This window comes from Polyangiaceae bacterium, from assembly GCA_015075635.1.
Lineage (GTDB): Bacteria > Myxococcota_A > Polyangia > Polyangiales > Polyangiaceae > JADJKB01.
Genome location: JABTUA010000003.1, coordinates 1,358,688 through 1,382,709 on the forward strand (window position 1 = coordinate 1,358,688; position 24,022 = coordinate 1,382,709).

Consider the following 24,022-nt stretch of genomic DNA (forward strand, 5'->3'; position numbering starts at 1 on the left):
CCCTAGGGCGCAGCCGGCCCGCTTCGTCTCCGACGAGCGCGGAGGGGTACGCCTCGAGGTGCTGTCGGCGAAGCTCGCTCCGTCGGGGCCGCGCGCTCAGGGCCGGCCCGGTGACTTCCTCCTGTCGAGCGCCGAGCTTCGGCTGGTGATCGCGCGGACGGGACCCCTCGCGGGGGCGGTGGTGGACGCGACCGCGGGGGAGTGGGTGGACGATCAGCTGACCGGAGTCTTGCCAGTGGTCGAGCTCGACGGGAGAGAGGTCCCGAGCGTCGTGCGCAGCGTGGAGCCGGACCTGTCGGGCCCCACCCCGCGCGTGGCGGTCGTGCGGGAGAGCGCCTCCGTGCGGGTGACCACCGAGATCGCCATCGTTCCAGCGCGAAGTTCCATCGAGCTCGCCTCACGGATCGAAAACCGCGGAACCGTGACCCGACGCCTGCGCCTGGGCGACCGTGTGGCGTGGTTCGGGGAAGACTCCTTTGCGCCGGGCTTCGGCTTCGTGAGCGACGCGCGGGAGCTCGTCGTTCCCTGGTTCTCGCACTCGGGCCGGAGGCAGTCCTACGCGCTCGCGTTTCCGGAGCGGCCCGCGAGCGTGCGCTTCCGACGGCGCGAGATGGGAGCGCACGAGCAGACGGCGTTCGGTGCGGAGCTCAGCCTGCCTGGCGGCGCGGCACGCCTGGCGCGTTTGCTGGTCATATCGGCGGATGATGACGACGCTGACGGCGCCGTCGCCCTGGCCTATGGCGCGATCCGCCTGATTGACCGCCGAGTATCGCGTCAGCGACGAGCACGACGCTCCGATGCCCGCGCGGCTGGTGGTGCGGGGAGTGGCGCCGACGGTGAACCCGGACCTCGGCCCCTACCACCTGGCGGCAGGCGCAGCGAACGTGGCTTGCACGGCGACCGGCACGGGCTCGCTCGAGCTCCCACCCGGGCGCTACTCGGTGCTCGCGACGCGAGGACCCGAGTTCGACTTGGTCGAGTCGGTGATGGACGTCTCGGCCACCGAGGGAGCCACCTTCCGCGCGCGTCTGTCCCGGGTCGTCGACACCCGCGGTTGGATCGCGGCGGATCTGCACCTGCACGCCGACCCGAGCGGCGACTCGGAGGTGCCCCTGCCGGATAGGGTCACGTCGCTCCTCGCGGAGGGCATCGAGCTAGCGGCTGCCACGGACCACAACCACGTCACGGACTACGCGCCGGCGGTGCGAGAGCTCGGCGCCGACAAGCAACTCTCGACGCTCACCGGCATCGAGGTCACGACCCGCGACTGGGGTCACTTCAACGCCTACCCGTATCCGCCGAGCGCTTCGCTCCCACCGGCGAGCGAGGCGGCGCCGCGGGAGCTGCTCGCCTGGCTCCGGGCCACGGCGCCCGGAGCGTTGCTCCAGGTAAACCACCCGCGCATGGGGGACATCGGCTACTTCAACCAGATCGCGCTCGACCCGAGCGGGAATTCCTCGAAGTCGAGCGCCTCCCTCGACTTCGATCTGATCGAGGTCTGGAACGGCTTCGATCTGGCGAACCTCTCGGTGCTGGACGACGTGCTCGGGGAGTGGATGCGGCTGATCGCGAACGGACGGCGCTTCACCGCGGTGGGCAACTCGGACTCGCACCGCATCGTCTACCAGTGGGCGGGCTACCCGCGCACCTACGTGCTCGGTGACGATCAGCGGCCCGGCGGTGTGGACTGGAACGAGGCGGCGGCGTCGCTGCGGGCGGGACGCGCGCTGGTGACGAGCGGACCGTTCATCGAGCTGAAGGTGAACGGCGAGCCCCTCGGCGCGCTGGTGAAGGCCGACCAAGGGAGCGTCGGCATCGAGCTCGAGGTGCGCGCTCCGCCCTGGATCGAGGTCGAGCGAGCGGAGCTCTTGCTCGACGGCCAGCTCGCGTTGCACGTGGACAAGAGCTCACCCGAGCAGGCGGTCAGCACCACCCCACGCGCGCGGCTGCGCTTCGTCGGCAGCTTGCCTGTCAGTCGGGACTCGTTCCTCGTGGTGGTGGTGCGCGGAACCTCGACGCTGGAGCGCGTGCTGCCGGGGACGAACGTCGTGCCCGTCGCCTTCACCAACCCGGTCTTCGTCGACGCCGACGGCGATGGAAGCTTCGCGCCTCAGCCCTCGAGCCGCGACAAGAAGGAGTAGGCCGCGCGCCAGCCGGGATCGCGCGCGCGCACCACGGCGTGGAGCCACTCTCTGAGCGCGTCCCGAGCCGGAGACGCGAGCCTGCCTTTGGCTTCGCACTCGGCGAGCGCTTCGAGCACGGGCTCGAGCTCTTCCGCCGGCCGAGCCGCGACGACGCTCTCGACGTCTCCTGCTCGCGCGTCTAAGAGGAGGCGCTCGCGGGCAGCCGCGGGGTGGCGCTGCTTCACGAAGGCCCTGAGCGCCGGCCGCGCGAGCCAGCGCTCCACCCAGACGTCCGGCAGCTGCTCGGCGAGCGCGGCGAGCAACTCGGGATCCCCGGGCGGCGCCTCCGAGACCAGGCGCCAGGCCTCGTCGCCGAGGAGCGGCACGAGCCGGGCGCGGTCCTCGCTCTTGGAGAGCAGGCGCAGGCGGAGCTCCGCTGGGGCGTGCGCGAAGAAGGTCCGTCCGGCGTTCGCGCTCGGATCCAGCACCGTGCCCTCGGGATCAGGGAAGCCCGCGCGCTCCCAGGCGCGATACAGCGCCGTTGCCAGCGGCGCCATCTCGGCCGAACCCCGCGAGCGCCACAGTGCGCGGAGCACGTCGGGATCCGCCGCCGCGACCGCGCCCTCCCACGCGAGCTCGGCGCTGCCGATCCGATCGAGCAAGAGCCCGGGAGCTTCCAGCGCGTGGTCGACGCTGCCCTGGGAGCGTCGCCGGCGATCGATCAACGCGTGGGCGCCGTCGAACCAGGGCGCCCCCTTGCCGTGCGCGAGCACTTCGGAGATCGCATCGTAGACCCGAACCGCTCCGACGCTTGGCCACGAAGACCCCCGCGCCTCGGCGATGGCCAGCGCCGCCAGGTAGAAGGCGCCGCGCTGGAGGAGCGGACCGAGCTCCGGCGGGTGCTCGACCCGGGGCACAGGTGGCGAGTCGCCGAGCTTCAGCCACAGCTCCGCCGCGGCGTCCCACAAATCGCCGAGCTCTCCTCCGTCGAGCTCCGCGCCGGCGCACAGCGAAAGTCCTGCGCAGCGGAACGCGGTCTCGACGGCGACGGCGTAGGCTGGGCTCTCTCGGGCCTCGAGCTCCACGACGTCCGAGAGGACGCCGGACTCGCCCGCACGGAGCGAGTCGAACAGGCGGGCGGCGATGCGTGGCGCTGCGTGCGGTCTGAGCAGCGCCTCGCCCCACTCGAACGGGGATGCCAGGGAGAGCTGGCGCTCCGCCTCCAGCTCGATGGCGCGGCACAGCCAGCGCGGCCCGGGCCTGAGCCTGTCGTCGGAGGTCGCGTTGAGCAGGCCCGCTCCCGAGAGCGCCCGGACGATGCGGAATGCCCCGGGTGAGAGCTTGCGCGCGGCACGCTCGACGTCTCCGGGGCGGATCGACGAGTCCACACGGCTGAGCGAGACGCGGAGCCACTCCACGTCGAGTCCGGACTTGTGCTCGTCGGGGACCAGCGCGGTCCACTCCTCCAACGTGCGCGGTGAGTCGAAGGGCTCCGTGTCATCGGTCAGTGCGCGGCGCGCCATGGCGACCATGACGTCCACCGCGTTCCGGCGTTGCCACGCCACCTCGCGGGCGTCCGGCCCGAAGGCTTCGTCGAAGCGTCGTCGACAATCCAAGCGCGCGAGCTCGAGCACGCTCTTGCCGCGCGCGCGCCCGAGCCCGACCCGATCGAGCACGCCGGCCAGCCCCAACACCGCTCCGAACCCGTCAGCCTCGCCCTTCGGGATCGGCCCGCTCGAGAGCCACTCGATGAGGGAGCCCTCGTCCAGCGCGCTGTCGCTGGGGAAGCGCCCGAGGAGCCAGCGCACGAGCTCCGGCAGACACGCTTCGATGGCTGGCGACTTCACCACGCGCCACCCGTCGTGAGCAGGCGGCGCGACGGCACCGGCGACGCAGATCCGTCGCACTGGCGGAGCGCGCCCGACCGCGGCGCGACTCGAGGTGAGCTCGACGAACAGCGCTGCGTCCTCGCCGCGCGGCGCGTCGTCGAGTCGCTCCAGACGGTGGAAGTGCGCGAGCCCGCGCGCCGCGAGCCACTGACCCGTCAGGCTGCGTCCGGCGCCGCTCGGGGCCAGCCAGAACGTCCGGTCCCAGCGGGCGGGGTCCGCCACTTCGGCCGGCACCGTCGGCGGCAGGCGCTCCTCGGTCAGGTCGAAGCTCCGGGCGTAGGGCAGGTCGGTCCAGCGCACCTTGCGGGCGGAGCCCTCCGGTTCGGCGCTCGGCGGCCGGGCTAGCTCGCGCACTGAGCATTGGAGCAGCCTGGCCAGGACAGCCTGAACGTCCGGTCGGTCAGCGAGCCAGGTGAGATCTTGGTCGCGGTCGAGCTTGCTGAGCAGCGTGGCGAGCGACCGCTCCCGGATCTTCATGTCGGAGGGCCAAGCCGGGTCCGACAGGACGGCTCGCGACAGCTGGCCAAAGCTCCGGAATCGCCCCGGAGGTCCGAGCATCAAGTCGCGAAGCCAGCCCAATATAGCCCTCGGTTGCAGCAGAGCATAGGATGCATGAGTTTCGCATACTTGATGCAGGATGTAAAATCATGCAAAAGACGCTACGAACACTACGGTGTTTGTTGTCTGAAAATCACCCACCACTGGCAGATTCGCTGGCTTCCACAACATCCAGCAGCGGAGCTTAAGTCTAGTAGGACACTAACTGCACTCATAGTGTCTGAGCAACCGCGAAGTCACCTGCTCATGATCCAAGTACGACACTATCCCAGCGCGCCTCGAGGCCACGCCAGCTTAGTGTAGAATTTGGACTATCTCGGGGCGCGCCAGCCGCCCTCTTCGAGCTCCAGGACGTAGCGGCCTCCGGCAGCCAGGCGGAGATTGGCCACGTGCTGCTCCCGACCGTCTCGATCGACGGCGCGCACGTCGTAGCTCCCGGGCTTCGGGATGGTCACCCGGACTTTGCCGCCCGACTCCAGCCCAGACCTGAGGCGGTCGTCGCCCCACAGCGCGGCCTGCTCCGCCGTCCCGGCTTGGAGCGCCTCCCGACTGGCGCTGCGGACGCGTTCGCTCTCCGTCACGTAGAGGTTGTTCACGATCGCCGCAGTGCGGTTCTCGACCTGGAAATCCACCTCTCCCGTCCCTTTGGGCTTGCCCAGCGTGTGCAGGCGCGAGGGCGCGCCCCCGCCGCAACCGAGCAGAGCCAGGGCCAACAAGACGCTGCGTCGCTGCATGCCCCGCATCGTACCCCAACGGTCCGGCGCCTTGCGCCGTGATACACCTCGCGGAACGTGCCCCCGTGGGCCTCGGCGGGAAGCCGGGCGGTTCGGCGGCGTAGGAAGGTCCCCGCATGTTTCTCGTCGGTTCTCGGCGCTCCTGGCTCCCCCGCACGCGCCTCGCGCTCGTCGCTCTCGTGCTCTCCGCCTGTGGTGGCGGCTCCGCGCCGGCGGGCCCTCGGACGGCCAACGACTCGTCCCAGAAGGCCAAGACCGGCGACGAGAAGCCCGGCGCGGGCGGGCGTCACGTCATTCCGAAGGGCGAGCGCGTGCCGAGCGACAAACTCGTCGATCGGCGCACCAGCCGGGCGGTCGCGGACGACACCATCGGTGTGGTCACCAACAAGCGGGCCAAGCCGCCGAAGACCTCCGCCGAGGTCTACAAGGCGGCCGCCCCCGCAACGGTGATCATCCGCGCCGGCGGGGGTCTCGGCAGCGGCGTCATCATCGATCCCGACGGTTGGGTGCTCACCAACCACCACGTCGTCGCCCAGGGCGAGCAGTCGGAGTTCAAGACCAAGGTCACCGTCGTGCTCGGCAAGCTCAGCGCGACGAGCGGCGGCATGATCCGGCAGAAGAAGGAGTACGAGGCCTTCGTTCACAAGTCGGACAAGCTGCGCGACATCGCGCTGCTCAAGATCGTGGACCCGCCCGGGAAGCTGCCCACGATCAGCCTGGCCAAGGACAACCCGCAGCCCGGACAGCAGGTGATCGCCCTCGGGCACGCCGGCGCCGGCATGCTCTGGGCGCTGAAGGCCGGGGAGATCTCCGCGATGGGCAAGCTGAGCGAGCAGCTCGCCACCCTGGCTCAGTTCAAGGACGACAAGGCCGGGCACGAGGCCGAGGACAAGTTCAAGAAGTACCTGGACGAGCGCAACCTCGGCCTGGTGATCCAGTCCACCTGCAACATCTTGCCGGGTGACAGCGGTGGGCCGTTGCTCACGAAGAGCGGCGAGCTGATCGGCCTGAACGCCTTCAGCAACCAGGACCCGCGCACCGGCGGTCTGCTCAGCTTCCACGTGCACAAGTCCGAGCTCGCTGCGTTCATGAAGGACCGCCCGGCGCGGCCCGCGCGGCTGGTGCCCGACCCCTGGAAGGACGGCGGCGGCGACGCGAGCTACGAGGACGTGGACCTCGACGGGCGCGTGGACGCTTTGGTGCTCGAGGGCCGGCGCGCCTGCAGCTTCTGTCCGCGCCAGAGCGTCGCGGTGTTCTTCGACGTCGATCAGGACACGTACCGCGGGGTCACCAACCTGCCGCCGCTGAGCGAGACCTACCAGAAGCAGAAGTTCGACGCGGAGCTGGTGTACCTACAGGTCGAGCGCGACACCTTCCTCTGGTACGACACGGACAACGACGGGAAGCTCGACCTGCTGATCCACGACCCGGGCTCGACCGGGCGCTCGGCGGGGGCCTACCGCATCAAGAAGGACGGCGACTTCGAGAAGGACGACGCGGCGAGCGCGGGACGCGACGTGCGCAGCGCGCTGCTCAAGGACGGCGCGCTCCAAGCCAGCCTTCAGCGCATCGCCAACGCCGCCTTCCCTCAGCACTACGTCGAGGCCGGCTCCGCTGCCAACGACACGCTCCCGGAGCCCGTCGGCCGTACCGGCAAGGCGTCGCTCAGCGATCTCGACTACGACGGACAGATCGACTCCGTGCGCGTGGACTCCGCGTTCAGCTACCGGCTGCTCTTGGACGTGGACAGAAACAGCGTCGGGGCGCTGCCCAAGGAGTTCAACCTGGCGACCTCGACCTCCAAGATCGACGCCGAGGTCGCCGTCGTGTCCCAGGCGAACCACATGTGGACCTGGTACGACACGGACGACGACGGCCGCTTCGACCTCGTCCTGCACTCTCCGGGCGCGCGGCTCTACGTCGCGACGGACGCCTGGCGGGTGGACGCGAGCGGCGCGAGGACCCCGGCGCCCGAGCAGGTGGGTCGCAAGCTCGTTCGCGCCGATTTGCTCGGCTCACCGTCGCAGGCGTCGGCGCTCCGGGCCCTGGTGAGCAAGGGCTTCCTCACCATCTTGAGCGCGCCGTCCGACGGCGGCATCGGCTCGTTCCCCGAGCCCATCGCCGATCACCGCGGCGCGACCTACGAGCTCCTGGACGTCAAGGGCGCGACGAAATCGGTGGTCATGGTCTACGCCCAGGGCAGCGACGGTTACCTGGTCGATCTCGACGGCAACAGCCTGCGCGACAAGCCCGCGAAGCCCAAGGACCTGCCGAAGCTGGCGGAGAGCGGCAAGCTCGACCTCGAGTTCGCGTACTTCCAGCGCAACGGCCTGGCCTGGTCCTACTACGACGTGGACGACAAGAAGGGCTACGACATCGTGCTCTACTCGTCGGACCCCCGCGGCGGAAAGGCGGATCTGGGCTATCGCATCGACGCTGCCGGCAAGGTCTCGCTCGACTCGCCCGCGCGCTGGCGGTCAGCCACAGCCTGTCTGACCAGAAGCGCCTGGAGGCTTCGCTGGCCTTCGGCAGCGCGCTGGCGATGACCACTGCCGTCTTGACATGAGCAGACGACCGAAGGAAGCACCCTTGGGTGTCGCGATCTGCCACTGAGGTCGAGACCCACGAGAATGCCGGCGAACGCGCTTCGCGATACCCGGAGGGCTCAGGATCATACACATCTCGTTGCCAGGACCGCCGCCGTATGATCTACGGGTGAAATGCGAGCAACGGAGTGGCTGAACCAGCCGATTTCGGTTGAGTTCGAGGGCGCAATACTCGGCGACAGACGGCGCAGCGATCGGCTGAAGTGGCTCGCCGAGAAGGTGATGACGTCGCCGGGGGTGGGTTTTCCTCAGGCCGTCGATACCCCATCCGAGCTGGAGGGCGTCTACCGATTCCTGTGAACGAGCAGGTCGTCGCGGCTGAGGTCCCCGTCCACACCTATTATGACTGCGGAGCGTGCGCCTGAGGGCGTGCATCGTGGCAATAACGAGTACGCCCGCGTCTCCAGCGCGAGGGGCCGGGGCCAGTCTGGCAAAATAAGGCTTCCCGGCGTCGCGCTGGCTGTGCTTCCGTGAGGACTGATCGCCACTTGTGTGCTTGGCCTGCACCAGCACGCTGGTGGACTGCCAGCGGCGGTGGCAGTCGGGGCTGGCGCAGCCGATCGCCGAAGATCCCGCGAGCGCGAGCCGTTGCGCTGGCCAGCGATGCTCGATGCCGTCCATCTGAGATGCCTGATAGCCAACTGTTCACGTGATGACCTGCGAAGCAGACATCTTCGAGTTGCTGCTGGCCTGTGAACCGGCTCTCGTTACGTCATCCGCCCGGTTCGCGACCGAGGAATCAAGAAGTCGGAGTCTGCCTGCGCGGCCCTGTCGATCGCCGAACCGCAGCCATCCCGCGATTCGGTGTCGTCAAGGCCGCGAGCAGCCGCGCGCACGCTACAAAGAGCATCCGCGAACGCGCGCGCGCGGAGGTTTATGTGGCTGGTCGGCGCTTGACGGTGGTGCGCACCGCAAGCACTGACGGCAGCTATCGAGCTGAACGTTGTGCGAGTCTGGGAGCTGGCACTGATCGAAGGCAGAGCCGTGCTGACTGTTGGCCTCGGTTTACCACCGTTTCAATTTGACACCACGCTGAGCTCGCCACCGTTGTCGACTACCACGCGCGCTGCTGGGTGACGGAGGAGTCTCTTCTGCTGCACTCTGCTGGCAAAAATGCTCGAGAAGCGACAACTCGAGTCGTATCAGGCATTGAGCACGCCCTGGCAGTGTTTCTGCCCATCGCCTGGCGCCTCCTGCTCATGCGCTCGCTGGCCCGCGTCGCGCCCGAGCAACCAGCCACAACCATCCTGACCGAGCCGCAGTTGCTGGTCGTCAAGTTCAAGCTCCGACTCCCGGCGGTCCCAAGAACAATCGGGGATGCACTGCTCGCCGTTGCCCGACTCGGCGGCCATTTGCGAAACAACGGCATGCCGGGCTGGCAGACCCTGGGGAAGGGCTACCAAAAGGTCCTCGACTACGAGGTTGGCTTCCTCGCCGCGCTCGCCTGCGCGAGATCCGATCAATCATGAGCCGGAGGGGTGGGCCGGCGCACTCAGTCGTCAGGTGGAGGCATTCGCCGAGCGCTTCCTGAGCGGGTCTCGATGAGTACCGCGAAGCAGGCAGGGCGCGGCCGCAAACGCGGGGCGCGAAAGTGCGAAACCCGATTCAGAGCTTCGTCGCCTGGAGGATCGTCTGGATGGCGATCAGCGCGCCGATCGGGAACAAGATCCACAGGTAGCGCGTCTGCTGCTCGCGCAGGTCGTTCAAGGCGGCGCGCATCTGCGCGAGCTCCTGCAACATGCGCTCCGTGTCCGAGGCCGGCTCCTTGGCCTTGGCGGCTGGCTTGGCTTTCTTCTCCACCGGCTTCGGCTCCGACTCGGGTGCGTCCGAATCCCGCTCCTCGCGCTCGTCGTCCTTGTCCGCCACGTCCGTTCTCCTTCGCATGAACCCGGGTGAGGCCCGAGCCGGGGCGATTGTGTCCGGTTTGATGCAGCACCGGAAGGGCGGTTTTCTCGATTCAGAGTCCCTGCCGGCTTTCCCGGCAAGCTCCGCCGTGCTGAGATCGCGCCCGGTGGCCAAGAGCGAGCCGTCACGCAGGCAGCTAATCCAGCTCGGAATCGGCGGAGCCGCGGTCCTCGCGCTCGGCGGAGGGCTCTTCCGCTGGCTCGGCAGCGGCTACGCGCTCGAGCCCGGAGAGGTCGCCATCGGGCTCAGCGTGAAGCAGCTCTGCGTGGCCCGCGCGCTGGTGGAGGCGCTGGTGCCCGGGGGCGACGGTTTGCCTTCCTGCCTGGAGCTCCGCCTCCCGCAGCGCGTGGACGAGCAGATCTGGGCGGCCGACGAGGGCATGGCTCAGGACCTCCGCGCCGCGCTGGAGCTCATCGAGCACGCTCCGCCGCTGTTCGGCCACTTCGGGCGCTTCACGTCGCTCGGTCTCGAGGCGCGGCAGGACGTGTTCGACCAGATGCTGCGCTCGCGCCGCGATCTGTTCGTGCAGGTGGCGCTGGCGTTCAAGCAGCTGATCCAGATCTGCTATTTCGCGGACGAACGCGTCTGGCCCGCCATCGGCTACGACGGCCCCTGGATCACCGAGGCGAAGCCGCCGGCGAGCGCGCTCGCCTACGCGAAGCTCTTCGCCGACCGAGGGGGGCGCGCGTGATCCGGCAGGGAGCGGAGCTCTTGCGCGAGGGCCGCGACGTGAGCGAGAGCGCCGACGTTTGTGTGATCGGCTCCGGCTGCGGCGGGGCGTCGCTGGCCGCGTGGCTCGCGGAGCAAGGCCGCTCCGTGGTGCTCGTCGAGCAGGGCGGGTACTACACCAAGGAGGACTTCGATCAGCGCGAGGTCAACATGCTCGCGAAGATCGACGGCGGCCGCGGGCTGCACGCCAGCGAGGACGTGTCGGTGTCGCTCACCTACGGCAACAACGTCGGCGGGGCGAGCGTTCACTACTGGGCGGACAGCTACCGGACGCCTCCGGATCGGCTGCTGGAGTGGCGCGACGAGTTCGGCATCCAAGGCCACAGCGCCGAGGCCCTGGCGCCGCACTTCGCGGAGATCGAGCGGGACCTCAACGTGTTTCCCGCCACCGATGCCTACGCGAACAAGATGAACGTGCTGGTCGAGCGCGGCGCGCGCGCCCTGGGCTGGCACGTGGAGCGGGTGCCACAGGCCCGAAAGGCCTGCCGCGCCAGCGGCCACTGCATGCAGGGCTGCTCCTACGACGCCAAGCAGAGCCAGCTCGTCACCTACGTCCCGCGCGCCCTCGCCGCCGGTGCGCTCCTCTACGCCGACCTCCGGGCGGAGCGCTTCGAATTCCGAGGGCGCCGCGCCGACACGCTCGTGGGGCGGGTGCTCGACCGCGCGACCGGGCGACCCGGAGGCCCGGTGGTGCGCATCCAAGCGCGCGCGTTCGTGGTCTCGGCGGGAGGCTACGGGACGCCCGACCTGCTCCTGCGCCAGGGCTTGAAAGACAGCCTGCCGGCCCTCGGCGAGCACCTGTTCGTGAACCCCTGCCCGATGGCGCACGCGCTGTTCGACGAAGACATCATCCAGTGGCGCAACATCCCCGCCGCCTGGGGCATCGAGGAGTTCCGCCTCGCTCGCTACCAGGGTGCCCGGCGCGTGTTCGGCCGGCCCGCGACCAGCGCCTACGTCGAGGGCGGCTACCTGTTCATGCCCAATCAGCTCCAGCCGGCCATGCTCGCGGCGGTGCTCCCGGGGTTCGGACGCAAGCACGGCGAGCTGATGCGCAAGCTGAGCAAGCTCGGCGGCACCATCTGCTGGATCGACGACGTCGAGCCGGGCCGAATGCGCGTCGACTCGGGGCGGCGCCGCATCGAGATCCCGCTCTCGGGTGGCAACGGCGAGCGCCTGCGCGACGCCTGGAAGAAACAGGCCGAGCTCCTGTTCGCCGTCGGCGCCAAGCAGGTCCTGTTCGGCGACGCCGAGGACACCCGCATCGAGAGCCCGAGCCAGATCGAGGCGGCGGTGCGGCAGCTCTCGATACGACCGGGCCGCAACGTGCTCGCCGCGCCGCACCCCGGCGGCGGCGCGCGCATGGGCTCGAGCGCGCGGGACTCGGTGGTCGGCTACGACCACCGCGTGCACGGCACGGACAACCTGTTCGTGTCCGATCCGAGCGTGTTCCCCAGCCCGCCCAGCGTGGATCCGAGCCTGACCATCCTGGCCTTCAGCCGCGTGGCTGCGGGCGCCGTCGCCGCGGCGCTGCCATGAAGAAGAAGCAGAAGTCCGCGCGCGCCGAGCGCCGGGCCCGCGAGCGAGCGCGGGACAAGCTCGCGGACGCCCGCGAGAAGCTCTGGCGCCTCGAGCCCGGAGGCTCCGCGAGCCGCCCTCTCGACATCGCCTCCGCTTCGGTTATCGAGCCGCGGACCCGCGCCGAAGCGTGCTTGCGTTGCGGCGCCGCGGTGCGCTCCGCCGACCACCGCGCAGAGACCATCGACGAGCGGCGGCTGCGCGTGGTGACGACCACCTGCGCGGTCTGCGGTGCCGCGCGCACCTGGTACTTCCGCCTGGTCTCGGAGCTCATGAGCTGACTTCTCGCGCGCTGCTCGGCGTGCGAGGCTCTTCGCCCATGACCACTCTGACCGAAACGCCGGCGTGGCGCGCGCTGGCCGCCCACCAGCCCGAGGTGGCCAACGTCTCGATGCGCCAGCTGTTCGCCGCCGATCCGGAGCGCTTCGAGCGTTGGTCGCTGGAGCTTCCGGGCATGTTGCTGGACTTCTCCAAGCACCGCGCGACGAGCCAGACCCTCGCGCTCCTGCTGAAGCTCGCCGAGCAAGCCGGTCTCCAAGCGCGCATCGAGCAGATGTTCTCTGGAGCCATCGTCAACGACACCGAGCAGCGGCCGGTGCTCCACGTGGCGCTGCGCAATCGCAAGAACACGCCGGTGCTGGTCGCGGGCCGGGACGTGATGCCCGACGTGAACGAGGTGCTCGCGAAGATGCGCCGCCTGGTGGACGCGCTCCACGGCGGCGCCTGGCGCGGCCACACGGGCAAGCAGATCACGGACGTGGTGAACATCGGCATCGGCGGCTCCGATCTGGGGCCGGTGATGGTGACCGAGGCGCTCCGACCGTTCTGGCAGCCCGGAATCGACGTGCACTTCGTCTCGAACATCGACGGCACCCACGTCAGCGAGACGCTGCGACGCCTGGACCCGGAGACCACGCTGTTCTCGGTCGCCTCCAAGACCTTCACCACCCAGGAGACGCTGACCAACGCGCGCTCGGCGCGCGCCTGGCTCTTGGACCGCCTGGTAGACTCCGCGGCCGTCGCCAAGCACTTCGTGGCGCTCTCGACCAACGCCCGTGCCGTGGCCGAGTTCGGCATCGACCCCGCGAACATGTTCGAGTTCTGGGACTGGGTCGGCGGGCGCTACTCGCTGTGGTCGGCCATCGGGCTGCCCATCGCCTGCGTCATCGGCATGGACCGCTTCGAGGAGCTGCTCGCCGGCGCGCACGAGGTGGACGAGCATTTCCGGAGCGCGCCCCTCGAGAAGAACGCGCCGGTGCTGATGGCGCTCTTCGGCGTCTGGTACTCCGGGTTCTTCGGCGCGGCGGCGCACGCCATCCTGCCCTACGACCAGTACCTGCACCGCTTCGCGGCCTACCTCCAGCAGGCCGACATGGAGAGCAACGGCAAGAGCGTGGATCGGAGCGGGCGGCCCATCAGCGGTTACGACACGGGCCCGATCCTGTTCGGAGAGCCCGGCACGAACGGGCAGCACGCCTTCTACCAGCTGATCCACCAAGGGACGCGGCTCGTGCCCGCGGACTTCATCGCGCCGGTGAAGACGCAGAACCCGCTGGGCGAGCACCACCAGATCTTGCTCGCGAACTTCTTCGCGCAGACCGAGGCACTGATGCGCGGCAAGACCCTGGAGGAGGTGGACGCCGAGCTCGCGAGGAGCGGCCAGAGCCCGGAGCGCATCGCGGCGCTCCGCACGCACAAAGCCTTCTCCGGCAATCGACCCACGACCTCGATCTTGCTGGACGAGCTCGATCCGCGGACCCTGGGTCGGCTGATCGCGCTCTACGAGCACAAGATCTTCGTCCAGGGCGTGATCTGGGACGTGAACAGCTTCGACCAGTGGGGCGTCGAGCTGGGCAAGCAGCTGGCGAACGCCATCCTCCCCGAGCTCCCCGGCGACGACCCGGTATCGAGCCACGACGCCTCGACCAACGGGCTCGTCAACCACATGAAGCGGGTCCGCGCGCGGCTTCGCGCCTGATCTCGGGCTGTGCTAACTTCTGTCCGCGATGTCCGCGGAGGGGCCCCTGTCCGGCAGCGTCATCGGCGGGAAGTTCAAGGTCCTCCGGACCCTGGGCGCCGGCGGCATGGGCGCCGTCTACGAGATCGAGCACATCTTCACCCACCACCGCCGGGCGCTGAAGCTCCTGCACCAAGAGGTCGCGTCGCATCCTGCGGTGGTAGAACGCTTCCTGCGAGAAGCCTCCGCGGCGGGACGCATCGGCAACCCGCACATCGTCGAGACCTTCGACGCCGGGACGCTCGAGAGTGGCGAGCCGTACCTGGTGATGGAGCTTTTGAGCGGGCAGGAGCTGACCCGGCAAATCGCGCACCAGGGGCGGCTCGGCGTGGACTACCTGGCGCACCTGGTGCGCCAAGCCTGCAGCGGCGTGCAGGCCGCGCACGACGCCGGTGTGGTCCACCGCGATCTGAAGCCGGACAACCTGTTCGTCACCGAGCGCGACGGGCGCCCGTTCGTGAAGATCCTGGACTTCGGCATCTCGAAGTTCGACACGGCGGTGACCGGCGATCACGCCATGACGCGCGAGGGCTCGATGCTCGGCACGCCGTATTACATGCCGCCGGAGCAGGTCCGCGGCGCCAAGGATCTGGACGCCCGCGCGGACATCTACGCGCTGGGAGTGATCCTGTACGAAGCGGCCAGCGGTCGCCGGCCCTTCGACGCGGACACGCTGCCGCACCTCGCCTTGCTCATTCACGAGGGCAAGCCCACGCCGCTCGCGGAGCTCAGGCCCGAGCTCCCGCTCAGCTTCTGCCGCGTGGTGGAGAAGGCCATGGCTGCTCAGCGCGAAGAGCGCTTCGCCAGCGCGCGGGAGCTTGCGGAGGCGCTCGAGCCGTTCGAGCAACCAGCGGCGCGCGAGGCCTACGCGGCGACGCTCGCCATCGAGGCCAGCGCCCTCGCCCCGCCGGGGGGCGCCGAGCCCGCGCCGCGCAGCATACGGATCCCGGTCGCTCCCGCGGCCACGGCGGATCCGCCGCCGCCGAGTGCCGTGCCGTTGGGGGAGGGCGGGCGTCCGGCGTCGATCGAAGCGGCAGCGCTGGGGCGGACCGTGGCGCAGCCCGCGCGCGCCGCCGGTGGGCGAGCCGCCGTCGTCCTTGGCGCGATCGTCGCCGGCGCGATCGGCGTGTACGCCGTGGGGTTCCGGGGTCGCGGGCCTGCCGAGCCCGGCAGCGCGGCGCCGGAGGCGGCCGGGCCACCAGCGTCAGTCCCTGCGATCGTGCCGGCTTCGGCAGCGCCGGCCCCGAGCGCAGCTCCGGCGGCGTCGGCGCTGCCCGACGCGGGTCGAGCGCCGACGATCGCGACGGCCGTCGGTAAGGCGGCGCCAAGCAAGCCGCCGGCGCCGGCGGGCTCGACCAAGGCGCAGAAGACCGGCCTGGCCGACGAGAACCCGTATTGACGGTGGGCGTCGCGGACCGACGCGCTGTCTGGTAAGAGCCGAGTCGTGGTGGGAATGTCGAGCCGCTGGTCCGTTTCGCTCCTGGCGCTGTCGCTGTTCCTCGCAAACGTCCCGGCACACGCCGAGGAGTCGGCGCCGGACGCCAAGACCGAGGCGCGCGATCGGTTCGGTCGAGGCCTCAGGCTCTTCAACGACGGTGACAACGCCGGCGCGCTCGCGGAGTTCAAGCGCGCTCACGAGCTGGCTCCGCATCCCGTGGTCGCCTACAACATCGGCCTGGTCTACGCGGCGATGGGGCGAGCCATCGAGGCGGTGGACACGCTGGACGAGGTGCTGAAGAGCCCCGGCACGCTCTCGGCGGACAAGCTGGAGAAGGCCAGGAGGACTCGCGCCGAGCAGGCGCTGCGCATCGCCGAGCTGAGCGTGAAGGCGAACGTCGAGGGCGCCGAGGTCGAGATCGACGGCATCAATGTGGAGAAGCTCCCGCTCACCCGGGCGCTGAAGGTCACCAGCGGCTCGCGCGTCGTCGGCGTGACCGCGCCGGGCCACATCCCCGAGCGGCGCGAGGTGACGCTGGCCGGCGGCATCAAGAAGGAGCTGGTCTTCGAGCTCCGCCCCTTCGAGGGTCGCTTGGCGCAGCTCGTGGTCAGGTCGAGCATCCCCGGCGCGGTGGTCTCGGTGGACGGCAAGCGCGTCGGGGTCACGCCGCTGTCGGCGCCCGTGGTGCTCGCGCCCGGCAAGCACAACGTGCAGCTCGAGCGCGCGGGGTACTCGCCCGTGTCCCAGGCCGTGGAGCTAGGCGACGCCGTCAAGGGTGAGGTCACGCTCGAGCCCGCGATCGATCCGACGAAGTCGATCAGCGAGGGAGGCCGCCTCGCCCTCGACCTGAGCGAGCCGGAGTGCAGCTTCAGCGTGAACGGCCGGCCGCAGGGCAAGTACACCGGCGGGCTGCGAGTCCCCGCTGGTCCGCACCTCGTGCGGGTGGAGCGCGACGGCTTCGAGCCCGTGGAGCGGCTGGTGGACGTCGCGAAGGGCGGCACCACCAGCGTGCGCATCGTGCTGGAGCCGACCCCCGAGTACCGGCAGCGCTACGAGAAGAAGGCGAGCCTCTTCAAGACCTGGGGATGGGTCGGAGTCATCGGCGGCGCCGTGGTGACCGGCGTCGGTACCGGTTACCTGATCTGGAACCAGGGGAAGAAGGACGAATACATCGACGAAGGGAACTACTGGAAGGGCCAGATCGACCTTCACAACGCCAACCAGAGCAGCGCGTGCAAAGACAACCAGTTCGAGTACTGCAACCAACGGCTCGAGACTGCGGTCGACTCCTACGACCGCGCCAAGGCTCGCGATCTGTTCGGCTGGCTCGCGGTCGGCGTCGGCGGTGCCGCGCTGGTGACCGGCAGCGTGCTCTTGATCACCGGCGACGATCCCGACCGCTACACCCACGAGCGCCCCGAGCTGGCGAAGCCGCGCTGGGCGCCGATGCTCGCGCTCGGGCCGGACGGCGGCGCGCTGGTCGTGGGCGGCGCTTTCTGACCGCGCCCAGGAATCGTTTGACGGCGAGGCCCACTCTCGGGCAATACCCTCTCAATGGACATGGGCGCGGGGCTGGGCATCATCATCACGGTCGTCAGTCTGCTGTTCACCTTGGTGGTCTTCGCCGGGGTGGGCTTCGTGATGTGGAAGGTGTTCGGCGGCCTGATGAAGCAGTCCCAGGAGCGCCAGGCGCTCTTGGCGACGGGCCTGCCGGCGATGGGGCGAGTGGTGCAGCTGGCAGACACCGGCATGCTGGTGAACAACAACCCGCAGGTCCGCATCGTGGTCGAGGTGCAGATGCCGGGACGCCCGCCCTACCAGGCGGACACCACCATGGTCGTCTCGATGCTGGCCGTGCCGCGGGTTCAGCCCGGTTGCATGGTGAACCTGCGCGTGGATCCGATGAACCCGTCGCGCATCGCGCTGTTGATCTGAGCGCGAAATCCTTGCCGGGCTCCCTGCCTTGGCGGGCGGGCCCGAGAGTGCCAGGCTCGCCCGCGCCATGAGCGGTGCCGGCTGGCGTGCCATTCTCTGGGCGGGGCTGCTCGCGGTCGCCGTCAACGCTTGCGCGAAGCCGAGCGCTCGGACCGAAGCCGCGCCACCCCCGAGCGCCAGCGCGGCAGCGGCGAACTCGGCGCCGAAGGAGGGCAACATGCGCATCGAATCGTCCGCGTTCACGCACCAGGGCGAGATCCCTTCCAAGTACACCTGCGAAGGCGACGACGTCTCTCCGCCTCTCTCGTGGAGCGGCGCCCCCGCCGGCACCAAGAGCTTCGCGCTGATCGTCGACGATCCGGACGCGCCCGACCCTGCCGCTCCGAAGCGCGTCTGGGTGCACTGGGTCGTCTACGATCTGTCGCCGGAGACTGCGTCCCTCCCCGAGGCGACGAAGCAAGCTCCGGCCGGCGCTCGCGACGGGCAGAACGACTGGGGCAAGACCGGCTACGGCGGACCTTGCCCGCCGATCGGGCGCCACCGCTACTTCCACAAGCTCTACGCCCTCGACACCGTGCTCGGCGATCGCGGAGCCCTGAAGAAGGCCGAGCTCGAGGCCGCGATGAAGGGCCACGTGCTCGGCAGCGCGGAGCTCCTCGGCACCTACCAGAAGAAGAAGAGGTAGGTCAGCCTGCCCGCAGGTGGTACGCCTTCGGCTTCAGGAACGCCTCGATGCCATAGGTCGAGAGCGTGCAGCCGATGCCGGAGTGCCCGCGCCCCGACCACGGCAAGCGCGGGCTCACCCGATCGCAGCAGTTCCAATACGCCGTGCCCACGTCCAGCTCGGCGAGGATAGCCTCAGCGCGGGCGCGGTTCTGGGAGTACACCGCTGCGGTGAGCCCGTATTCGGTGTCGGCCATCAGTCGCTGCGCCTCCGCGTCGGAGGCGACCTTCATTACGCCGATCAGGGGGCCGAAGCTCTCGTCCCGCATCAGCTTCATCTCGTGGGTCACGTCCACCAGCACCGTCGGCTCGAAGAAGAAGCCGGCGCGCTCGGCGCGACGGCCCCCGGTGAGCAGCTTGGCGCCGCGGTGCAGCGCGTCCGCGACCTGGTCCTCGAGGGTGGCGAGGGCGAGCTCGCGCCGCGCGAGCGGACCGATGTACGTCTTGTCGTCCGTCGGGTCGCCCAGCACGAAGCCTTGCACGGCGTCGGTCAGCGCGCGGATGAACGGATCCCAGATGCGCTCGTGCACGTAGATGCGCTCGACGGCGCAGCAGCTCTGCCCGGTGTTGTAGAAGGCGCCGTCGGCGGTGGCGAGGGCGGCCTGAGCGGGGTCCACGTCGTCACAGACGTAGGCCGGGTCCTTGCCGCCGAGCTCGAGCTGCACGCGGATCATGCGATGGGCCAGCGCCTGCGCGATGCGGGTGCCGGTCGCGTGGGAGCCCGTGAAGAAGACGCCGTCCAGCTTCTGCTCGACGAGCGCGGCTCCCACGCTGCCGCCGCCCAACACGCTGACGAACACGTCCTGGGGGATGCCGGCGTCGTGCAGCGCCCGTTCGATCCCGAGCCCGGTGAGCGTGGCGTACTCGCTGGGCTTGTAGACGACGCCGTTACCCGTGAGCAGCGCCGGCAAGAACACGTTCGCGCCGACGAAGAACGGGTAGTTCCAGGCGCTCACGTTGGCGACGACGCCCAGCGGCTCGTGGCGGATGCGCTCTTCCGTCCCGCCGGCGTCGGCGCCCAGCACGACTTCGTCCTCGATCTCACGGGCGGCGTGCTCCAGAAAGAAGTCGACGCGCCCGCCCAAGGCGATGAGCTCGTTCCGAGACTGGCTGATCGGCTTGCCGACCTCGCTGGTGAGCACCTGCGCCAGCGCCTCGCGGCGTTCGGCCACGATGTCGCGGAAGCGCCGGATCCGTTCCGCGCGCTCGGCGAAGCTCGAGGCGGCCCAAGCTCGCTGAGCCCGGCGCACCCGGCCGACCTTGTCGGCGATGGATCCGGGTGTGTCTTCGTCCAGCTCCTTCAACGTCTGATTGGTCGCCGGGTTCACGATGCGCATGGCGCCGTCCATACCATGCCGCTTCGGCGAAATCGCGAGCTGGGCTATCCTGCCGTGCGTGCCGACACCCTCACTGCACCAGCTGACGCGAGCGACCCGGGCCGACCTCGAGGAGCTCTACGCGCGCTCGGGCCCGTTGAGCGTGCCCACGGGGGTCTTCCACGGTCACCATTTGATGTGGCTCGACACTCCCGCGGCGCGGCACCCGGTGCTCCGGACGCTGGAGGAGCTGGTGTTCGCGCGCCTGCCGTGGACCCTCGATTTCGACCGGCGTCGCTGGTTCTGGTTCGACGTTCCGCTCGGTCTGGCGCACTTCAGCCCCAGCATCGGGCAGTCGCGCTGGCGCGACGCGCAGACCATCCGCATGCTCTACGACGACCGCGCGCTGCCCGGCTTCGTCAACCAGTTCCTGTACGACGAGGTCAAGCCGCTCTCGGACGACGTGTGCCTGGGCATGGGTGGCATCTCCGCCGGGCGTGGCAAGGGCGAGCAGTTCTTCTTCGCGCTCTCCAGGGCTGGTTCTGCCCAGCTTTAGACCCGAGCGAGCACCGCCTCCACCAAGATCTGACCCAGGACCTGGACGGTGGCGCGACCCTCTTCCGCGCTCGCGCCGCCGGGCGAGCCGAAATACGCGCGCGGGCCGCCGGCCTCCTCGAAGCTCGTCTTCCCCTCGCGGATCGCGCGGGACAGGCTCGCGGGGTTGTCGGGGAGCAGGGCTCGGATCGCCTCGCGCACGAGCTCGGGGCGCTCCGCCATCACGATGGAGCCCTCGTATTGCCCGGCGTGGCAGGCGCCGCTCTTGAACTCGTCGGTGAGGCGCAACGCCCAGGGCTTGCGCGTCACGTCGGGGAAGACCACGTTTGCGACTCCCTCGAGCGCACCGACCGCGGCGTGCAGCGAGCCGAGGTGGCCGGGCTCGAGGTGTGCGTTCGCGATGGCCAAGCGGCGGAGCCCGTGGCGCGCGAGGGCCTGCCCGACGTCCACGATCAGCGCCGTGACGGTCTCAGGGCGCACCGAGATGGTCCCGGCGAAACCCGCCGCGTAGCCTGCGGAGGTGTAGGCCAGAGGCGGCGCAATCAGCGCGCGCACGCCGCGCGCGTCGAGCTGCATCACCGCCTCGCGGGCCATCGCTTCGGCGATGATCACGTCGGTCGAGAGCGGGAGGTGGGGCCCGTGGGCCTCCGTGGCGCCAACCGGCAGGATGACCCAGGGGTCCTGCTCCGCCAGATCCCGGATCTCCTCCCAGGTGAAGTCGGCGAGCCTCACGAGAGCGTCCCGACGCGCTCGGCGAACCCGGCGATCTCGTCCACCAGGAGGTCGAAGTCGTGATCGAGCGTCGCCAGGTGATACGAGCGGGGGAGCACCAGCTCGGTCACGTCGCGCCCCTCGAGCATCTTCAAGAGCGCGCGGGAGTTCTCCGCCGGCACGCTGTGGTCCTGGGGTGAGTAGGCGACCAGCACCGGCACCTTCAGCGTCTCGAGGCCCAGGCGGATGCGCGGCAGCTGCTTCAGGAACGAGTTGCCCGCCTTCGCCGGCACCATCTCGTAGGCGTGCTCGTCGCCACCTTTGGCGATGTCGTTCTTGACCAGGCCCGCGGCGGCCGCCGGCACCACCGGCAACACGTGCTCCAGCACCGGCGCGGCCTTGGCCAGGAAGCCCGCGCGATTCAAGAGCGTGCAGTTGATCGGCACGACGCCCGCCACCAGCTCGGGCCGCGCGCAGGCGACGTCGAGCGCGATGGTCCCGCCCATGCTCAGGCCGACCAGAACCACTCGCTTGCCGCGACCTGCCAGGTCGCTCAGCGCTCGGTCCATCTCCCAGCGCCAGTCGCCGTAGCGGGTCGCGAGCATGTCCCGCCAGTGGGTGCCGTGCCCCGGCAGGCGGATCACCTCCACCGCGAAGCCGCGGGCTGCCAGCGCTTCGCCGAGCGGTCGCGTCGCCGTCGGGTTGCCGGTGAAGCCGTGGCAGAGGACGACGCCGATGCCGGAGCGTGAGCCGGAGCCCGGGGACGACCAGGGCTCCGCGCCGGGCTGAACGGGAAAGCGGTCGGACATGGCGCGGAGCATAAGGAGAAGTCGCGGGCAGGTCCACGCACTTGACCTCCGGTTGCGCCGGTCGTTTCGTGGCTCCCATGTCCGTCCCGCTGCCGGAGAGACTCAACATCGCGGACCGCTTCCTCACCGAACGCTTGCGGGAGGGCAGGGGCGAAAAGATCGCGCTCATCGCCGGCGAGCGCCGCTTGAGCTACGCCGAGGTGAAGGCGTCGGCGAACCGCTTCGCCAACGTGCTCGCCGAGCTCGGGGTCGATCCCGAGCAGCGCGTGCTGATCGGCCTGCCGGACATCCCCGAGTTCCCCATCTCTCTGTTCGGCACCCTCGCCAACGGCTCGGCCGTGGTGATGGTCAACTCGCTGCTCAAGGAGGACGAAATCGCCTACTTCTACGCGTACACGCGGGCGAAGGTGGCGGTCGTCCACGCCGATCACGCCGAGGCCTTCGTGCGGGCGGCCGCGGGAGCGCGCGACCTGCGTCATCTGTTGATCGTGGGCGGCGCCGCGTCCGGCTCCGCCAAGGCGCGCTCGTTCGAGGAGCTGATGGCCCGCGCGAGCGACGTGCACGAGAGCTACCCGACCCACCGTGACGACGCGGCCATCTGGCTGTTCTCCGGCGGCACCACCGGGCGTCCCAAGGCCGTGGTCCAGACTCACGCCTCCTTCGCCAACACCACGGAGCTCTACGCCAAGCAAGTGCTCGGCTACTCCGACGGCGACGTCACGCTCAGCGTGCCGAAGCTCTACTTCGGCTACGCCACCGGCTCGAACCTGCTCTTCCCGTTCTCCGTGGGTGGGACCAGCATCCTGTTCCCCGAGCGCTGCACCGCCGACGTGCTGTTCGAGCAGATCCGCCGGCACCGCCCCACGATCCTGATCAACGTGCCCACCATGGTGAACCACATGGTGAGCCACCCGGCGGCGCGCGAGCAGGATCTCTCGTGCCTGCGCTTCGCGACCTCGGCGGGCGAGGCGCTGCCGGTCGAGCTCTACCAGCGCTGGAAAGACAGCTTCGGGGTCGAGCTCCTCGACGGCCTCGGGACCGCGGAGATGTGGCACGTTTTCTTGACCAATCGCCTGGGCGACGTGGCGCCCGGCACGCTGGGCAAGGCGGTGCCAGGCTTCGACGTCCGCGTGCGCGACGACGAGGGGCGAGACCTGCCGGACGGCGAGGTCGGCTGGCTCTGGGTGCGCGGCGGCTCGCGCGCCATCGCCTATTGGCAGAACATGGAGAAGACCGAGTCCGCGTTCCAGGGCGAGTGGTACGTGTCCGGCGACATGGTCCGCCGAGACGCGCAGGGCAACTTCGTCTACTGCGGGCGCGGCGACGACATGTTGAAGGTGGGCGGAAAGTGGCTCGCCCCCGGCGAAGTGGAGAACTGCCTGCTCACTCACCCTTCGGTGAAGGAGGTCGCGGTCGTCGGGGTCCCCGACGAAAACGGGCTGGTGAAGCCCCACGCCTTCGTCAGCGTCCACTCGCCGAAGGAAGGATTGGGGGAGGAGCTCGCCGCCTGGGTGCGCGACAAGCTCGAGCCCTACAAGGCCCCCCGCGAGGTCGTGTTCGTGGACGCGATGCCCCGCACGCACCTGGGCAAGATCGACCGCGGGCGCCTCCGGCGCGGCGCCTGAGCCATGTCGCGGGCCATTCACCACGTCGCCCTCGGCGCGCGAGACGTGGAGCGCGTCGCGCGCTTCTACCGCGACGCGCTCGGGCTCGTGGAGGTCGCCCGACACTCCGCCGAAGGCGGCGCGCTGCGCTCGATCTGGCTCCGGGCCGGCGGGACCGTGCTCATGATCGAGCGCACCGAGGCCGAGCCGAGAGCGGTCGAGGGCATCGGTGCCGGGCCCTTCCTCCTGGCCTTCGCCGTGACGCCGGCCGAACGCGCGGAGCTCGAGGCCCGGCTCGCCGTCGAGAGCCGCAGCGAGCACAGCTCGTATTTCAGGGATCCGGAGGGGAATCGCGTGGCCGTCAGCCACTATCCGCTGCCGTGATGGACAAGGACCAGAACGAGCTCGGCATCCTGGGGGTCCTCCACTTCGTGATGGCGGGTCTCGCGGCCCTCGCCGGCTCGATTCCGATCGTGCACCTGTTGATCGGGCTGAAGATGGTCTCCGATCCCAGCTTCCTCTCGGGCGGCGCGGGCCCGCCGCCGCCCTTCAACCCCGGCTGGGTCTTCGTGGGCGTGGGGGCGTTCGCCATCCTGCTCGGCTGGTCCTGGGCCTTCGTGTTGGTCTTCGCCGGGCTCTCGCTGCGGAGCTACCGGCGCTACTGGTTCTGTTTCGTCGTCGCCTGCCTGACCTGCCTGAACGTCCCCCTCGGCACCGCGTTGGGGATCTTCACGATCCTGGTGCTGAACCGCCGCTCGGTGAAGGAGCTGTTCGGCGTGCCGGCGTGAGCTAGCA

23 protein-coding genes are annotated in these 24,022 nt (G+C 69.8%); 16 read left to right on the forward strand and 7 right to left on the reverse strand.

What is annotated here, in order from left to right:
- Positions 1–213: 213 nt before the first annotated feature.
- Entirely contained in the window at positions 214–387 is a 174-nt protein-coding gene (locus HS104_36660) for a hypothetical protein (protein MBE7485488.1), read from the reverse strand.
- A 368-nt stretch (positions 388–755) separates the two neighbouring features.
- Here HS104_36660 and HS104_36665 point away from each other — a divergent pair, with 368 nt between their 5' ends.
- On the forward strand, positions 756–2,141 hold the full coding sequence (locus HS104_36665) for a PHP domain-containing protein (GenBank protein ID MBE7485489.1): 1,386 nt from the start codon (positions 756–758) through the stop codon (positions 2,139–2,141).
- Here the strand turns inward: HS104_36665 and HS104_36670 are convergent.
- Together HS104_36670 and HS104_36675 are read right to left on the reverse strand one after the other, a co-directional pair.
- Entirely contained in the window at positions 2,111–4,489 is a 2,379-nt protein-coding gene (locus HS104_36670; GenBank protein MBE7485490.1) for a hypothetical protein, read from the reverse strand. The two genes, HS104_36665 and HS104_36670, sit on opposite strands and share 31 nt — an antisense overlap.
- A 392-nt stretch (positions 4,490–4,881) precedes the next feature.
- On the reverse strand, positions 4,882–5,304 hold the full coding sequence (locus HS104_36675) for a hypothetical protein (GenBank protein ID MBE7485491.1): 423 nt from the start codon (positions 5,302–5,304) through the stop codon (positions 4,882–4,884).
- A 116-nt stretch (positions 5,305–5,420) separates the two neighbouring features.
- Here HS104_36675 and HS104_36680 point away from each other — a divergent pair, with 116 nt between their 5' ends.
- From HS104_36680 to HS104_36690, 3 genes are all read left to right on the forward strand, one after another.
- Positions 5,421–7,850 carry a trypsin-like peptidase domain-containing protein gene (locus HS104_36680; GenBank protein MBE7485492.1) on the forward strand — a complete coding sequence of 810 codons (2,430 nt, stop codon included), beginning with the start codon at positions 5,421–5,423 and terminating at the stop codon, positions 7,848–7,850.
- Positions 7,851–8,024: 174 nt separating this feature from the next.
- Positions 8,025–8,210, forward strand: a complete 186-nt coding sequence (locus HS104_36685) for a hypothetical protein (protein ID MBE7485493.1) — start codon at positions 8,025–8,027, stop codon at positions 8,208–8,210.
- An 866-nt stretch (positions 8,211–9,076) separates the two neighbouring features.
- Positions 9,077–9,379, forward strand: coding sequence for a hypothetical protein (locus HS104_36690; GenBank protein MBE7485494.1), 303 nt, complete (start codon positions 9,077–9,079; stop codon positions 9,377–9,379).
- A 136-nt stretch (positions 9,380–9,515) separates the two neighbouring features.
- Here the strand turns inward: HS104_36690 and HS104_36695 are convergent, their stop codons facing one another.
- A complete protein-coding gene (locus HS104_36695) occupies positions 9,516–9,794 on the reverse strand; it encodes a hypothetical protein (protein ID MBE7485495.1) in 279 nt (92 codons plus the stop codon).
- Between the two features lie 127 nt (positions 9,795–9,921).
- Here HS104_36695 and HS104_36700 point away from each other — a divergent pair, with 127 nt between their 5' ends.
- From HS104_36700 to HS104_36735, 8 genes are all read left to right on the forward strand, one after another.
- Positions 9,922–10,506: a hypothetical protein gene (locus HS104_36700; GenBank protein ID MBE7485496.1), complete on the forward strand. Its 585-nt coding sequence runs from the start codon at positions 9,922–9,924 to the stop codon at positions 10,504–10,506.
- The gene (locus HS104_36705) at positions 10,503–12,080 is read left to right on the forward strand and encodes a GMC family oxidoreductase (GenBank protein ID MBE7485497.1); all 1,578 of its coding nucleotides are present in this window, start codon (positions 10,503–10,505) and stop codon (positions 12,078–12,080) included. Before HS104_36700 ends, HS104_36705 begins: the two co-directional genes overlap by 4 nt.
- Positions 12,077–12,400: a hypothetical protein gene (locus HS104_36710; GenBank protein MBE7485498.1), complete on the forward strand. Its 324-nt coding sequence runs from the start codon at positions 12,077–12,079 to the stop codon at positions 12,398–12,400. The genes HS104_36705 and HS104_36710 overlap by 4 nt, the downstream gene beginning before the upstream one ends.
- Before the next feature lie 38 nt (positions 12,401–12,438).
- The gene (gene pgi / locus HS104_36715) at positions 12,439–14,097 is read left to right on the forward strand and encodes a glucose-6-phosphate isomerase (protein MBE7485499.1); all 1,659 of its coding nucleotides are present in this window, start codon (positions 12,439–12,441) and stop codon (positions 14,095–14,097) included.
- A 28-nt stretch (positions 14,098–14,125) separates the two neighbouring features.
- A complete protein-coding gene (locus HS104_36720; protein MBE7485500.1) occupies positions 14,126–15,535 on the forward strand; it encodes a serine/threonine protein kinase in 1,410 nt (469 codons plus the stop codon).
- Positions 15,536–15,589: 54 nt separating this feature from the next.
- The gene (locus HS104_36725) at positions 15,590–17,074 is read left to right on the forward strand and encodes a PEGA domain-containing protein (GenBank protein MBE7485501.1); all 1,485 of its coding nucleotides are present in this window, start codon (positions 15,590–15,592) and stop codon (positions 17,072–17,074) included.
- Positions 17,075–17,134: 60 nt separating this feature from the next.
- Positions 17,135–17,509, forward strand: coding sequence for a hypothetical protein (locus HS104_36730; protein ID MBE7485502.1), 375 nt, complete (start codon positions 17,135–17,137; stop codon positions 17,507–17,509).
- Between the two features lie 217 nt (positions 17,510–17,726).
- Entirely contained in the window at positions 17,727–18,194 is a 468-nt protein-coding gene (locus tag HS104_36735) for a YbhB/YbcL family Raf kinase inhibitor-like protein (protein ID MBE7485503.1), read from the forward strand.
- 1 nt (position 18,195) lies between these two features.
- Here the strand turns inward: HS104_36735 and HS104_36740 are convergent, their stop codons facing one another.
- Complete coding sequence (locus HS104_36740) at positions 18,196–19,581, reverse strand: aldehyde dehydrogenase family protein (GenBank protein MBE7485504.1); 1,386 nt, start codon at positions 19,579–19,581, stop codon at positions 18,196–18,198.
- A 46-nt stretch (positions 19,582–19,627) separates the two neighbouring features.
- Between HS104_36740 and HS104_36745 the strand changes: the two genes are divergently transcribed.
- Entirely contained in the window at positions 19,628–20,104 is a 477-nt protein-coding gene (locus HS104_36745; protein ID MBE7485505.1) for a hypothetical protein, read from the forward strand.
- Here the strand turns inward: HS104_36745 and HS104_36750 are convergent.
- Positions 20,101–20,835, reverse strand: a complete 735-nt coding sequence (locus HS104_36750; protein MBE7485506.1) for a creatininase family protein — start codon at positions 20,833–20,835, stop codon at positions 20,101–20,103. The two genes, HS104_36745 and HS104_36750, sit on opposite strands and share 4 nt — an antisense overlap.
- On the reverse strand, positions 20,832–21,623 hold the full coding sequence (locus HS104_36755; protein MBE7485507.1) for an alpha/beta fold hydrolase: 792 nt from the start codon (positions 21,621–21,623) through the stop codon (positions 20,832–20,834). Before HS104_36755 ends, HS104_36750 begins: the two co-directional genes overlap by 4 nt.
- A 77-nt stretch (positions 21,624–21,700) precedes the next feature.
- Between HS104_36755 and HS104_36760 the strand changes: the two genes are divergently transcribed.
- The 3 genes from HS104_36760 to HS104_36770 are packed head-to-tail and all read left to right on the forward strand — an operon-like array spanning position 21,701 to position 24,015.
- Positions 21,701–23,248 carry a benzoate-CoA ligase family protein gene (locus HS104_36760; GenBank protein MBE7485508.1) on the forward strand — a complete coding sequence of 516 codons (1,548 nt, stop codon included), beginning with the start codon at positions 21,701–21,703 and terminating at the stop codon, positions 23,246–23,248.
- Between the two features lie 3 nt (positions 23,249–23,251).
- Positions 23,252–23,611, forward strand: a complete 360-nt coding sequence (locus HS104_36765) for a VOC family protein (GenBank protein MBE7485509.1) — start codon at positions 23,252–23,254, stop codon at positions 23,609–23,611.
- Positions 23,611–24,015: a hypothetical protein gene (locus HS104_36770; protein ID MBE7485510.1), complete on the forward strand. Its 405-nt coding sequence runs from the start codon at positions 23,611–23,613 to the stop codon at positions 24,013–24,015. Before HS104_36765 ends, HS104_36770 begins: the two co-directional genes overlap by 1 nt.
- Positions 24,016–24,022 lie beyond the last annotated feature (7 nt).

Excerpts from the sequence above, each read along its gene's own strand:
- HS104_36765 (MBE7485509.1), top strand. The coding sequence starts at position 23,252 with ATGTCGCGGGCCATTCACCACGTCGCCCTCGGCGCGCGAGACGTGGAG.
- HS104_36770 (MBE7485510.1), top strand. The coding sequence starts at position 23,611 with ATGGACAAGGACCAGAACGAGCTCGGCATCCTGGGGGTCCTCCACTTC.
- HS104_36710 (MBE7485498.1), top strand. The coding sequence starts at position 12,077 with ATGAAGAAGAAGCAGAAGTCCGCGCGCGCCGAGCGCCGGGCCCGCGAG.
- HS104_36695 (MBE7485495.1), bottom strand. The coding sequence starts at position 9,794 with ATGCGAAGGAGAACGGACGTGGCGGACAAGGACGACGAGCGCGAGGAG.
- HS104_36760 (MBE7485508.1), top strand. The coding sequence starts at position 21,701 with ATGTCCGTCCCGCTGCCGGAGAGACTCAACATCGCGGACCGCTTCCTC.
- HS104_36675 (MBE7485491.1), bottom strand. The coding sequence starts at position 5,304 with ATGCAGCGACGCAGCGTCTTGTTGGCCCTGGCTCTGCTCGGTTGCGGC.
- HS104_36725 (MBE7485501.1), top strand. The coding sequence starts at position 15,590 with ATGTCGAGCCGCTGGTCCGTTTCGCTCCTGGCGCTGTCGCTGTTCCTC.
- HS104_36730 (MBE7485502.1), top strand. The coding sequence starts at position 17,135 with ATGGGCGCGGGGCTGGGCATCATCATCACGGTCGTCAGTCTGCTGTTC.
- HS104_36720 (MBE7485500.1), top strand. The coding sequence starts at position 14,126 with ATGTCCGCGGAGGGGCCCCTGTCCGGCAGCGTCATCGGCGGGAAGTTC.
- HS104_36685 (MBE7485493.1), top strand. The coding sequence starts at position 8,025 with ATGCGAGCAACGGAGTGGCTGAACCAGCCGATTTCGGTTGAGTTCGAG.
- HS104_36670 (MBE7485490.1), bottom strand. The coding sequence starts at position 4,489 with ATGAAGATCCGGGAGCGGTCGCTCGCCACGCTGCTCAGCAAGCTCGAC.
- HS104_36740 (MBE7485504.1), bottom strand. The coding sequence starts at position 19,581 with ATGGACGGCGCCATGCGCATCGTGAACCCGGCGACCAATCAGACGTTG.
- HS104_36660 (MBE7485488.1), bottom strand. The coding sequence starts at position 387 with ATGGAACTTCGCGCTGGAACGATGGCGATCTCGGTGGTCACCCGCACG.
- HS104_36680 (MBE7485492.1), top strand. The coding sequence starts at position 5,421 with ATGTTTCTCGTCGGTTCTCGGCGCTCCTGGCTCCCCCGCACGCGCCTC.
- HS104_36735 (MBE7485503.1), top strand. The coding sequence starts at position 17,727 with ATGCGCATCGAATCGTCCGCGTTCACGCACCAGGGCGAGATCCCTTCC.
- pgi (MBE7485499.1), top strand. The coding sequence starts at position 12,439 with ATGACCACTCTGACCGAAACGCCGGCGTGGCGCGCGCTGGCCGCCCAC.
- HS104_36755 (MBE7485507.1), bottom strand. The coding sequence starts at position 21,623 with ATGTCCGACCGCTTTCCCGTTCAGCCCGGCGCGGAGCCCTGGTCGTCC.